Raw genomic sequence first — 12198 nt, 5'->3', positions numbered from 1 at the left:
GGCATGACCCCCAACCCCATCCAAGCGTACCGGATAAAACGAAGCCGCCTCGTTGCCCAGCTGGCCGTCGCGATACGCCTTGCGCCAGGCAAAAAGCAATGGCACCGCAATTCCATGCCGTCGTGCGGTCGCCGAGCCCATTCGCGGGGCCGACAAGCTTTCTTCAACGATCCGGATCTTCTCCGCATCACTGAACCGCCTGCGCCGGCCCGTGTCCACAATCTCGAGGCGCTCGACGCGGCTTCTATCTGTAAGGATATCCATAGCGATAGTTTGCTACCAGATCGGCCGCTCAGGCCAAGGCGGCCCTCAACGGAGGCTTACGGAAGGTCGTGCGACCTTCATTGTCTACCGTATCCCTCGCATCTCAGGTGATGCTGCGCGCGGCGCATGAACCCAGAAACATGGCGAACACAGTGGCCCAAGTCCTATCTTATACGGATAAACGTATAATCAAATTTTATACGGAAAACCGTATATGAAGCAGATATACTGAAAATAGTATATTGTATAGATATACTAAAATGAGTATAATGGCTTCCAAAGAGAGGTCTTCATGAGCGATATTGCCCGTACGCCAGCTCAACTCGGCGCCGTCATCCGTCGCCAACGCAAACGCAAAGGCTTAAGCCAGACACAGCTGGCCGAGAAAACGCAATTGCGCCAGGCAAGTATCTCGCAACTTGAGAATGGCGAGCTGCAGCTTAAGACGCTCATGGAGGTGTTGGCTGCCCTTAACCTTGAGCTGGTTGTCCAAGAGCGAACAAGAGCAAGCCAAAGCATTGAGGACCTATTTTAATGGTCCGTCGTAAGCAAAATCCGCCCTTGCGGGTCATCCTCAATGGCCGCGAAGTCGGGACATTGTCACGCGCAACAAGCGGTGCTATCGACTTTCGCTATGCATCGGAATGGCTGGCATGGGAAAACGCCATACCCGTATCACTCTCCCTGCCCCTTCGCGAAGATCGTTACATTGGCGCGCCCGTGATTGCCGTCTTCGACAATCTCCTACCGGATAACAGAGCGATCCGCGACCGCGTCGCCGCGCGCGTTGGGGCGCAAGGCACAGATGCCTACAGCATGCTCGCACGCATCGGCAAAGATTGCGTCGGCGCGCTGCAATTCCTGCCTGACGACACCGATGTAGGATATGTCGGCAGCCTGGACGGCAACCCAATCAGCGACGCAGAGATTGCACGCAAGCTACGAAACATTCACGCCGACCCTCTTGGCCTTGATGAGGAAGAAGACTTTCGGATTTCCATTGCCGGCGCCCAGGAAAAAACAGCCCTGCTTTTCAACGAAGGACGTTGGTTTACCCCAAAAGGCATCACCGCCACGACCCATATCCTCAAGCCGCAGATCGGGATGATCCCCAACGGCATCGATCTATCCAACAGCGTCGAGAATGAGTTCATCTGCCTTAAGCTATGCGAGGCCCTAGGGCTGGAAACCACCAAAGCAGAAATCGTCGAATTTGAAGACCAGAAGGTTTTGTGCGTCGAGCGGTTCGACCGTATCCGGACGCGCGACGGCCGTTTGCTGCGTCTCCCGCAAGAAGACATGTGCCAAGCGCTCTCAGTACCGCCCAACCTCAAATACCAGGCCGATGGCGGCCCCGATAACCAGCATATCATGAAATTGCTCAAAGGCAGCGATAAACCCGACGCCGATCAACTTAGCTACCTGCGAGCTCAGATCCTATTCTGGTTGTTGGGAGCAACAGACGGCCACGCCAAGAATTTCAGCGTGTTCTTGATGCCAGGTCAGCGCTTCCAGCTCACACCGACCTATGACATCCTCACCGCCCAACCCAGCGTGGATGCAGGTCAGGTCAATCTGAAGAAATACAAACTGGCAATGTCCGTGGGCAAAACCAACCACTACCGCATCAACGAAATCCAGCCTCGGCATCTCCTGCAAACAGCTGAACGCTGCAATTTCGATCCGCGCATTGTGCAGCAAGAATTTGAGCGCCTACTCGAAACTGCCGAGGAGACCGCCGCGTCGACATTGAACGTGCATTCAGCTGCAATTCCAGACGAACTCGCCGACTCCGTTCTCGCTGGCGTCACGCAAAGACTGAGGGCGTTATCGCGCTGGAACGACGACGCGGAAGCATGAAGATTAAAAACGGCGAATGGGTACATAGCGCCCACGATCTGGTTAGGCACCTCGATTGCACGTAGCTGACTTATCTCGATGAGCGGGTCTCACAAGGTGCGCTTGCCAGGCCCGAGCATTGTGACCCAAAGGCTGCTCCGTCCGAGTGTCCGCTTGTGGCCGAGCACCGCAAATACCGGACAGTGTGGTATCGGCGCCCGTTAAGACATTGCATTTCCCCCCTATCCTACCGGAAATCGCGCGTCTTCACCTTGATGGTGTCAATGTGCAGGTCTGGAATATGGATATCCCGGGTGCGAAAGCCTTTTGGCGGTAATGTGCGCGGATCAGGCGTGGGCGATCCATGATGAAACTCATCACCGCGTCCATGCTGCATGGCGAATGGCGCGTCGCGCTCCCCGACACTGGCCAGATTGGGAGAAAGATCGTGGATGTGGTGGGCAACGAGATGGACCACTTCGCCCTCTCGCTGGATTTTGCCCCTCACCGAGATCATGCCGGCCGACAAGATGATCCGCCGGTGCTGCTCGAACACTTTTTTCCACACGACCAGATTGGCGATTCCGGTCTCGTCTTCGAGCGTGATGAACATGACGCCCTTGGCGCTGCCTGGACGCTGACGGACCAGAACGATGCCTGCGGTTTCAAGCCAGCGCCCATCGCGCGCCGTCATCGCATCCGAGCACGTAACAATGCGCCGCTTTTCTAGGTCCGGGCGCAGGAAGGACACCGGATGGGTGCGCAGCGACAGACCAACATGACGATAGTCTTCGACCACCTCACTACCATCGCTCATGGCTCGCAAGGCGATCGCGGGTTCGCTCACCTCGGATATGGTCGTACCCTCACGCCTTGAAGCCGCAGCAAACAGCGGCAGTTCTACATCGCGCAAACCCTTGATGGCCCATAGCGCATCGCGGCGGGAGAGGCCCAAGCTCGTTCGGTATCCATCGGCCTCGGCAATCTGGGTCAGAGCCGCAACCGGCACCCCTGCCCGCCGCCAGAGATCATCAATGCTGGCGTAATCATTGTCCGCACGCGCCGCCACGATCGATGCCGCGTTGGCGTTCGATAGACCCTTGACCATGCGCAGCCCAAGCCGGACCGCGAATGTGTCGCTATCGGGATTGCTCGATGGCTCCAATGTGCAGTCCCAGCGCGATGTGTTGATGCACACCGGTCGGACGTCAATGCCGTGTTCCTGAGCATCGCGCACGATCTGGGCCGGCGCGTAAAATCCCATGGGCTGGCTATTGAGCAGCGCTGCGCAAAAGACATCGGGGTGCCAGCATTTGAGCCAGGCGCTTGCATAGGCGATCAGAGCGAACGATGCCGCATGGCTTTCGGGAAACCCGTAAGAGCCAAACCCTTCGAGCTGTTTGAAGGTCTGTTCGGCAAAGGCTTTTTCATAGCCATTGGAGACCATGCCATCGATCAGCTTATCGCGGAATTTCGATACCCCGCCGGTGAACTTGAACGTCGCCATGGATTTGCGCAGCATGTCGGCTTCGCCAGGCGTAAACCCCGCGCATTCGATCGCAACCCGCATTGCCTGCTCCTGAAACAGGGGTACACCGAGTGTTTTGCCTAAAACCTTTTCGAGTTCGGGCCGTGGATATTCCACAGCCTCCAACCCTTCCCTGCGTCGCAGATAGGGGTGGACCATGTCGCCCTGGATTGGACCGGGTCGCACAATGGCAACCTGAACGACGAGATCGTAATAGGTCCGCGGCTTGAGACGCGGCAGCATGCTCATCTGCGCCCGGGATTCGATCTGGAAGGTGCCGAGCGTGTCTGCCCGGCGGATCATGGCATAGGTTCGGGGATCTTCGGCAGGGATCGTTGCGAGATCGTAAGTGGCGCCCTTATGTTCGGCCATAAGGTCAAGGCCGCGTTTCATGCAGGTCAACATGCCCAGTGCCAGCACATCGACCTTCATGAATTTGAGCGTATCGATATCGTCCTTGTCCCATTCGATGATCTGCCGATCTTCCATCGAGGCCGGTTCGATGGGCACGAGATCGTCAAGTCGGTCATGGGTGAGGACAAACCCGCCTGGATGCTGGGAAAGGTGACGGGGCGCGCCGGAGAGTTGGCGCGCCAGATCGAGCGTCAACCGTAGCCGGCGATCGTCAAGATTGAGGTTGAGGTCCTTGATGTGTGCATCTTGAACCCCCTCTTCAGACCACGTCCAGATCTGGCCCGAAATGGTCTTGAGCAGATCTTCGGTCAGCCCCAGCGCTTTGCCCACATCGCGCAGCGCGCCCTTGGTGCGGTAGCGGATCACCGTCGAGCATAGCGCCGCCCGATTCCGGCCATAGGTTTCATAAACCCACTGGATGACGGTCTCGCGCCGCTCGTGCTCGAAATCGACATCAATATCAGGGGGCTCATGGCGTTCTTCGGACACGAACCGTTCGAACAAGAGGTCATTGCGACCCGGATCGATTGCGGTGATCCCCAAAACGAAACAGACGGCCGAATTGGCTGCTGAACCGCGTCCCTGGCACAAGATGTCCTGTGACCGGGCGTAGCGTACGATGTTGTTGACCGTCAAAAAATAGGGCGCGTAGTTGAGCTTGCCGATCAGCGTCAATTCGTGCCGCAGGGTGGCAACGACCTCATCGGGAACCCCTTCGGGGTAACGCACGCTGGCACACTCCCATGTCAGCTTTTCCAGCGTTTCTTGCGGTGTCAGCTCTGGATCATCGCGTTCCTCGGGATATTGATAGGCCAGTTCACTGAGATCAAAGGTGCAGCGCCTGGTGATCTCGAGCGTGCGGGTCAAGGCATCGGGGTAGCGATCGAACAGGCGATGCATTTCTTCGGGTGGTTTGAGGTAGCGGTCAGCATGGCGTTCCCGCCTCAGGCCAAGCGCGTCGATCGTGGTGTTGTGCCGGATGGCCGTTACAACATCTTGCAGCATGCGGCGGCCCGGCTCATGGAACAGCACGTCATTGGTGATGACTGTGGGAACCCCCATCCCCGTCGCCAGAACCGAGAGTTCATGCAGCCTCATCTGGTCATTGGGCCGGCGCCGCAGCGTCAGGGCAAGATAGGCGCGATCCCCAAAACTTTCACGCAAGCGGCGCAGCCGCATGCCGCACGTCTCATCGGCAAGATCGGGCACCAGGATGGCGATCAGGCCTTCACCATAGGCAATTAGATCGTCCCAATGGAGATCACATTTGCCCTTGCCGGCTCTGTGCTTTCCCAAGGTGAGGAGCCGGCACAGGCGTGAATAGGCGGGACGATCGGTAGGATAGACCAGTACCGATGTTCCGCAGACCAGATCGAGACGGCATCCCACAACAAGACGCACGTCCGTTACCTTGGCGGCTTCATAGGCTCTAACCACTCCGGCCAGAGAATTGCGATCGACGATCCCGATTGCTTCGATCCCCATCAAGGCCGCCGTGGCAAAAAGTTCCTGAGCAGACGACGCGCCCCGCAGAAAGGAGAAATGAGACGTGACCTGAAGTTCGGCGTAGCGGGCGCTCATCCGAAAACTCCGTGCAAGAACCATTTGTGCGAGCCGGTCTCGGCGTTTTCCCCGTCACCGGCCCGAAAGACCCAGTAACGCTCACCGGTGTCGTCCTCGATCCGGAAATAATCGCGGACCGCCGAGAGTTCGATATCGGCCTTCCACCATTCGCCGAACACGCGCTCGGGGCCATCAGCGCGTTTGACCCGACGCCGGATCCCACGCCATGTGATTGAGACCGGCGGGTTGTCGGGCAGCAAGGCAATGGTTTCGATCGGTTCGGGTCGCAGCAAAAGCCGTGTGGGCCGTGGCCAGTGACTGGGCCATCCGCCACCAATTTCGGGAGCCAGGGCCGCAATACGGGCTACCGAGCGTTCGGGTACATCGCTGGCGACGGGCGAAAACCGATAGATGGCCCGATCGCCGACCCTGTTTACGAGCGTATCGATCAGATCAGAGATGTCGGGTTCGGTGTCTTCAAGCAGGCTGCTGACTGAGCGGTGTTGGTCGAGCGGTTCGACAATGGTCGCCCTAAGACACATGATCTCGATGCCGAACCCTGGAGCGATAGTTTCGATCTTGTCGCACAAGAGACGGGTCAACCGCTTGATGTCGCGGACCGGCGTTGCCATGCCGACGCGGACCGCCTCGATCGTATTGTCGACCCGGTGACACAAGAGATCGAGGCGTCGGGCGCCGAGGCCGCGCAGTTCGAGCTCGGAACACAGGGCCACAACCAGCTTGCCTACATAGCGTGCTATCGTTTCCGGAGCTCCGATCGGTTCGGCAAAAGGACGCCGGACTTCGATCAAGTCCTCCGCGCGCATCGGGTCGATCGGTTCGCCGATGTCGCCCACAGCTTGATTGATGCGACGTCCCAGTTCTGGTCCAAACCGCAGGGCAAGCGGTGCGCGGGGTTGGGCCAGGACATCGCCCACTGTGAGAAATCCGAGCTTGCGCAGGTCGGACGCCATAGAGGCTGGCAAACGTAAGGCTTCGAGCGGAAGAGGCGCCAATATCGCCTCGCCGTGTCCAAAAGGCGCGACAAAGCTCGGCTGGGCGACAAAACGCGACAGAGCGTGGGCAGCACCCCAAGTGTCTGCGATTGCGGCTCTTGCCGTTACACCCGACATCGTCAGACGTCCCAGCAAGGTCTCGAGCAGAGCGGCCTCGCCACCATGGAGATGATCGGCGCCGGTGGAATCGATAACGAGCCCGTCGGGCGGATCGAGCGCCACGATGGGGCTGACGCGTTGCAGCATCCAGAGGCCAAGCCGTTCAAGGCTGTCGGCATCAGCTTTGGTATCGAGGTCAACGACGACGAGGCCACGTACCAGGACCTGAGCTTTGCTCAAGGCCATGCCTACGCGCGCACCAGCAGCTTGTGCTGTGGCATCTGCTGCGACCACCACGCGTCTGCTTTTCTCCCTGGCGGCCACCACCAGGGGCGCGTCAACTGGCGGCGCTGTGTCGCCAGCCACCCGCCGCAGCCGATCGATCGGCCAGTTCGGCAGGAAGACCGAGATGACCCGAGCCATCGCACGCCTCCACTTCAATATCGAGACTTTCCCCTGCCCTCGCCCGGATCAGTTCCACCAGCCAGCGCGCCCGGCCAACGCCTGGCACCGGCAAAGGGCGCGAGGGTAGTGCCGAGACACGCCAGCGGGTCAAAGCTGCGGTGGGTTGTCCGAAATCCATGGCCTCGGCCTGCCGTCTCCAGCGTCGCAGTGCGATGCCGATTGTTCCGGTGTCTTCAGCGGCCAGCTGTAACCGCCGTGATGCCGTCATCGACAACCGAGCTATTTCCCCGACCACGGCGCCAAGCCCGCCATGCCTCAATCCCTCTTCCATGCAGGCAAGTAGTGTTTTGTCATCTCCGGCCTCGACATAGACGACCCGATCGGCAGCCAGGCCGGCCTGTTCGAGCGCCGGTGCAAAGAGGTCCTGGCGCGTGACGCACCAGAGCACCTTGCCGCGCGTTCGTGCAGCGATCCCGGCCGCGAAATGAGCTGAGGCCGATCCGTCAATGGCGCCATTGCCGCCGCCGGCAATCTCATGCAAACCACCCAGAGACAGACCGCCATTGGGCAGACGGCTGTCGATTTCGGGAATCCCGAAGGCCAAGGCTTTGCGCACGAGCGTGGCATTGCCCTCGAGATCGGCAATGCGGTCTCGCAGCTCGGCAATGGCTGTGGTTTTCGAGAGAAAGGCCATGATTTTGCCGATCGGCGTGTCTTCCCAATTGCGAGAACAGAGGTTATGTTCCTCTTTTGTTCGCGCAACCCAAGCCAAGAGTCAATCGGTCTCCGATCAACTCTTGTGCGAGCGGATGTGACGCGCGCAGCTTGATCAGCACTTACAAGGATTTATCAAGGTGCAGCCTGGGGATAAGCCGACAACAGACAATGGTGACAGAGACATCCGCAAGATCATCCATGTCGACATGGACGCGTTCTTTGCCTCGGTCGAACAGCGCGATGATCCCCAACTGCGTGGCAAGCCCGTTGCCGTGGGCGGCGCGAAAAAGCGTGGTGTCGTCGCCGCTGCCAGCTATGAGGCGCGACAGTTCGGCGTGCGATCGGCCATGCCGTCGGCGACCGCTGCGCGCAAATGCCCGGAGCTGATTTTCGTCAAGCCACGGTTTGAGGTCTATAAGGCGGTATCGGCGCAGATCCACGAAATCTTTGGCGAGTATACAGCACTCGTCGAACCTCTTTCGCTCGATGAATCCTATCTCGACGTCACCGACAATTTCAAGGGGATGGCGATTGCCAGCGAGATCGCCGAAGCGATCAGAGCCAGGATCTTTGAGGTCACGGGCCTTACCGCCTCCGCGGGGATTTCCTACAACAAATTCCTGGCCAAGATGGCGTCCGGGCACAAAAAACCCAACGGCCAGTTCGTGATCACGCCGGCGAAAGGCCCGGCATTTGTCGAAACCCTGCCGATCGAGAAATTCCACGGCATCGGTCCGGCCACCGCGGCCCGGATGAAAGCGCCGTCGCTCACCACTAGTATGAACACCGGGCGTCATTTGCTGAAAGACACGTCGGTGGGCGCAGATCAGCCCGACCGAAATCTGGGCGGAGCTAAATCTCACGCGACCCATCCCAAGATCGACATCTACGGTCACCAGATCGTAGCGGCGCTGTTCAACGCGCGACAGAGCGTCAATACAAGGCCCTGTCTCCAGGGCGGCCGCTGAGGGGTCTAATCATGTTAGCGCTCTTGAGCGCTACACTTGTCGTGAAGATCATTTCGATTGGCCTACTTGGCTTTGTCTGGGCGATCGTTGCCTTTTGGTGGCTGCTCGATGCCCGGCATCGCCGGCGGTATAAACAGCCAAATAGCCGATCGCGTGTTTGGAGCGCGCCGTTGAGCGTGGACCTCGGACTGTGGCCCCGAAGAACTGCTCTCCCACGTTTTGACATGAATGCTGTAGCGATCGGCTTGCCGTCTCAGTCTGTCTGCCCGACGACCGGGCACAGCTCCACGCTCCTGGAATCGCCCCTCCTTATCACCTGCGGCGTTCTCGTCGAGCCGCAACCCCGGCTGGCATTAGTGGAGTTTTAACTGGGCATACCGGACATAAAAGGATCATTCAGCTCGAGACCTTCACCATGGCACTGCGCATTTCGACCAAGTTACTCATCATGGGCACACTCGCGCTTGCCATGATGACGGCTGGAACCGTGTTTTCCCTATACACAACACAGCACCAGCTGGTGGAGGACCGCAAGGCGCTGCTATCGGCCATGACAGACAACGCGACGGCGGTTATTGAAGCCTACGCAGCGCGCGCCGTTGCAGGAGAGCTCACCGTGGCCGAGGCGCAAGAGCGCGCCCTCTCGGCGATCGGAGCCATGCGCTATAGCGGCAGTGAATATTTCTGGATCAACGATATGGGTCCCGTGATGGTTATGCATCCCATCAGGCCAGAGCTTGATGGAGAAGATCTGTCGCAAAATTCCGACCCGAATGGCAAGCTCTTGTTCGTAGAGTTCGTTGAGACAGTGCGAGCACAGGGTTCAGGCTATGTGGATTACCTCTGGCCGAAACCGGGAAGCGAGGAGCCTCAGCCCAAGCTCTCCCATGTCTCGGGCACACAATGGGGATGGGTCGTTGGAACAGGTGTCTATACCGATGATATCGCCGCAATGTTTTGGGATAATGTCAAGCTGCTTGGAGCTGCGCTGCTGGCCGGCGTTGCCCTCATGGGAAGTTCTGCCTACCTGATCGCACGCTCCATCACACGTCCGGTCGACGAATTGACCGTGGCAATGAAAGACCTTGCCGCGGGCAATGACGACGTCGTGGTTCCTGCGACGCAGGCGCGCAACGAGGTCGGCGATATGGCGAGAGCCGTGATGGTCTTTAAACAGGCAGGCATCGAGAAACGCGAAGCAGAAGCAGAGGCGTTAGAGGCGCGCCAGCGCCATGAGTCCGAACGGAGCGCCGCTGAACGTGAGCAAGCCATCCTCCAAAACGAAATGCAACGCGACGCCGAGGCGGACATGGCCGCAGTTGCGATCCTCGCAGAAGGATTGTCTGCCCTCGCAGCTGGCGATCTGAGCCATCGGATTACCGCAGAGCTCCCGGCGAAGACGGGACGGCTAAAGCACGACTTCAATCGCACTGCCGAAAGCTTGAGCGAAATGGTAGCGCGACTGCGTGCAACATCAAGTCGGTTAAAGAGCGCAACAGCCGAAATTCTATCAGGAACAAATGATCTGTCGGATCGTACGACGCGACAGGCCGCGACCATTGAGGAAACTTCAGCGGCCATGGAGCAAGTGGCAGCAACCGTGATGGCAAACGCTCGCCGGGCTCAGGAGGCCTCCAAGACCGCCGCCTCGGTAACGCAATCGGCAGAAGACGGCGGCGCGGTAATGAGCGAGGCGACCAGCGCCATGGAGCGGATCACCACCTCCTCAGCAAAAGTCTCCGACATCATCAAAATGATTGATGATATTGCATTCCAAACCAATCTATTGGCTCTCAACGCCTCAGTGGAAGCGGCTCGGGCAGGTGAGGCAGGCAAGGGTTTTGCGGTCGTTGCAGTCGAAGTGCGCCGCTTGGCCCAGTCAGCTGCTGAAGCCTCGTCGGAGGTAAAGGCGCTGATCGAGCAAAGCAGGAGGGAGGTGGATGGCGGGTCGATGCTTGTTGCGCAGGCCGCAGAAAAGCTAACGGCGATGCTCGAGGCCGCCCGGCAAAACACTGAGCAGATGCAGACAATCGCCAATGATAGCCGCGAGCAAGCTTCCTCCATTGAGGAGGTCAGCGCTGCTATGCGTCAGATGGACGAGATGACCCAGCACAATGCCGCACTCGTCGAAGAAACAAATGCAGTTATCGCCCAGACCGAGGAACAAGCAACGGCGTTAGACCGGATCGTGGAAATTTTCAAGATCGAGGGGACAAGGCCGCTCAACCACGATTACAATGCCGGACCCGCGGGCCAGGTCGAACTTGCACCTGCTGATGCGCGGGGACTTCAGCATAGGGCCAGGAGCGGTGCCGGCGTTTATCTCGTCCAGGGGAACGCAGCCATCAACGCCGACTGGAACGAGTTCTAAGCCGGCAAGCGGTCTTCAAGCGCTTTCAAGAGGATCAGTTGTCCGGCCCTTACAGCTCGATCGACAGGGATCGGGTGCATGCTGGCGTATTCGTCAATGATACAAGGCGAGCAGCTTTTCGGTCGCAATGCCGCTGACTTGGACAATCTTTCACTTCGAGACACCGATCGTGCCCCGAAGTGAAAGGAACGTCCTTGCAAGAGTGTTCACTCTTCGTGGCAGGGACTGCTCGGCACCCATCAAAACTTTGCCCGCCATGCTGCCATCCTCTAGCGACTAGGTCGCCCCCGCCCAAATCAGCCAGCCCAGTCCGAGAACCACGCCCCAGGCAAGAATGGCGAGGACGCTGATCACGAAGCTGCGGCGCCGCCGCAGCCAGTCCATTCCCTCTTTCGGATAGTCGTGGTCAACCAGCTTTTTATAGAGGCGTTCGAGGTGCATTGCTCAAGTCACATTTGCTGCAACGCGAGTTCATCAAGCCCAACTCTGTTTAACGCGGGCTTGCATTGATCGTTCAAATTGCGGGTGCGCGCGATGATTAAATGGAAGCGGTGCGGCTATGTTTACTTCGTTGCTCCCCCGATCTGCCGCAATGTCATTCGGCATGGAATATTGGCTCTGACTCACATTTGGTGCAATCGAGCGGTGTGATTTCCTTTTGAGAGGAATCACTGCAATGGCGCGCAAGCTTGGAACTTCGTCGCTTTTACCGTCAGGTTTCATCATCGAGACGACGCTGGAGAGAGACAGTCATCTCGAGATCAGCGTCCGCCCTCGTCAAACGGGAAGTGCTTGCCCCTCTTGTGGGCGGAGCAGCCGAAGTATCCATAGTCATTATTGGCGAAAGGCCTCCGACCTCCCGCTTGGCGGCCGTCGAGTCAGGTTACTCGTCAAAGCCCGCCGATTTCGATGCAACAGCGTGCTGTGTGGACAGAAGATATTTGCCGAGCGAGTGGAGCATGGCGTGCTTGCGCCGTGGGCCCGCAGGACGCAGCGCCTCAACCTCATCGTCCA

The 12198-nt window shown here is 58.6% G+C and carries 9 protein-coding genes and 1 pseudogene; 5 read left to right on the top strand and 5 right to left on the bottom strand.

The window, feature by feature from the left end:
* Positions 1 to 264, bottom strand: a 264-nt coding sequence (locus BLR31_RS20880) for a transposase (RefSeq protein ID WP_143009488.1), incomplete at its 3' end; no start/stop codon positions are given.
* Positions 265 to 556: 292 nt separating this feature from the next.
* On the opposite strand from BLR31_RS20880, the gene BLR31_RS20875 reads away from it, so the two are divergent.
* A complete protein-coding gene (locus BLR31_RS20875) occupies positions 557 to 799 on the top strand; it encodes a helix-turn-helix domain-containing protein (protein ID WP_090600393.1) in 243 nt (80 codons plus the stop codon).
* Positions 799 to 2124: a type II toxin-antitoxin system HipA family toxin gene (locus BLR31_RS20870; RefSeq protein WP_090600389.1), complete on the top strand. Its 1326-nt coding sequence runs from the start codon at positions 799 to 801 to the stop codon at positions 2122 to 2124. The genes BLR31_RS20875 and BLR31_RS20870 overlap by 1 nt, the downstream gene beginning before the upstream one ends.
* 226 nt (positions 2125 to 2350) lie before the next feature.
* Here the strand turns inward: BLR31_RS20870 and BLR31_RS20865 are convergent, their stop codons facing one another.
* The 3 genes from BLR31_RS20865 to BLR31_RS20855 are packed head-to-tail and all read right to left on the bottom strand — an operon-like array spanning position 2351 to position 7822.
* A complete protein-coding gene (locus tag BLR31_RS20865) occupies positions 2351 to 5626 on the bottom strand; it encodes an error-prone DNA polymerase (RefSeq protein WP_090600385.1) in 3276 nt (1091 codons plus the stop codon).
* The gene (locus BLR31_RS20860) at positions 5623 to 7146 is read right to left on the bottom strand and encodes a Y-family DNA polymerase (protein WP_090600381.1); all 1524 of its coding nucleotides are present in this window, start codon (positions 7144 to 7146) and stop codon (positions 5623 to 5625) included. Before BLR31_RS20860 ends, BLR31_RS20865 begins: the two co-directional genes overlap by 4 nt.
* Positions 7061 to 7822: an ImuA family protein gene (locus tag BLR31_RS20855; RefSeq protein ID WP_090600377.1), complete on the bottom strand. Its 762-nt coding sequence runs from the start codon at positions 7820 to 7822 to the stop codon at positions 7061 to 7063. The genes BLR31_RS20860 and BLR31_RS20855 overlap by 86 nt, the downstream gene beginning before the upstream one ends.
* Before the next feature lie 229 nt (positions 7823 to 8051).
* Here BLR31_RS20855 and dinB point away from each other — a divergent pair.
* Together dinB and BLR31_RS20840 are read left to right on the top strand one after the other, a co-directional pair.
* A pseudogene (dinB, locus tag BLR31_RS20850) lies at positions 8052 to 8621 on the top strand (DNA polymerase IV); the annotation flags it as partial.
* Positions 8622 to 9228: 607 nt separating this feature from the next.
* Positions 9229 to 11184, top strand: a complete 1956-nt coding sequence (locus BLR31_RS20840; protein WP_090600370.1) for a methyl-accepting chemotaxis protein — start codon at positions 9229 to 9231, stop codon at positions 11182 to 11184.
* A 276-nt stretch (positions 11185 to 11460) separates the two neighbouring features.
* Here the strand turns inward: BLR31_RS20840 and BLR31_RS21890 are convergent, their stop codons facing one another.
* The gene (locus BLR31_RS21890; protein WP_176762799.1) at positions 11461 to 11625 is read right to left on the bottom strand and encodes a hypothetical protein; all 165 of its coding nucleotides are present in this window, start codon (positions 11623 to 11625) and stop codon (positions 11461 to 11463) included.
* Between the two features lie 235 nt (positions 11626 to 11860).
* Between BLR31_RS21890 and BLR31_RS22355 the strand changes: the two genes are divergently transcribed.
* Positions 11861 to 12198, top strand: a 338-nt coding sequence (locus BLR31_RS22355; RefSeq protein WP_176762757.1) for a transposase family protein, incomplete at its 3' end; no start/stop codon positions are given.

The sequence above is a fragment of the Pelagibacterium luteolum genome, from assembly GCF_900100665.1.
Taxonomy (GTDB): domain Bacteria; phylum Pseudomonadota; class Alphaproteobacteria; order Rhizobiales; family Devosiaceae; genus Pelagibacterium; species Pelagibacterium luteolum.
This window is presented reverse-complemented; position numbering and strand designations above follow the sequence as displayed.

Coding starts and splice junctions, on each gene's coding strand:
- BLR31_RS20875 (WP_090600393.1), top strand. CDS start 557: ATGAGCGATATTGCCCGTACGCCAGCTCAACTCGGCGCCGTCATCCGT.
- BLR31_RS20870 (WP_090600389.1), top strand. CDS start 799: ATGGTCCGTCGTAAGCAAAATCCGCCCTTGCGGGTCATCCTCAATGGC.
- BLR31_RS20865 (WP_090600385.1), bottom strand. CDS start 5,626: ATGAGCGCCCGCTACGCCGAACTTCAGGTCACGTCTCATTTCTCCTTT.
- BLR31_RS20860 (WP_090600381.1), bottom strand. CDS start 7,146: ATGGCTCGGGTCATCTCGGTCTTCCTGCCGAACTGGCCGATCGATCGG.
- BLR31_RS20855 (WP_090600377.1), bottom strand. CDS start 7,822: ATGGCCTTTCTCTCGAAAACCACAGCCATTGCCGAGCTGCGAGACCGC.
- BLR31_RS20840 (WP_090600370.1), top strand. CDS start 9,229: ATGGCACTGCGCATTTCGACCAAGTTACTCATCATGGGCACACTCGCG.
- BLR31_RS21890 (WP_176762799.1), bottom strand. CDS start 11,625: ATGCACCTCGAACGCCTCTATAAAAAGCTGGTTGACCACGACTATCCG.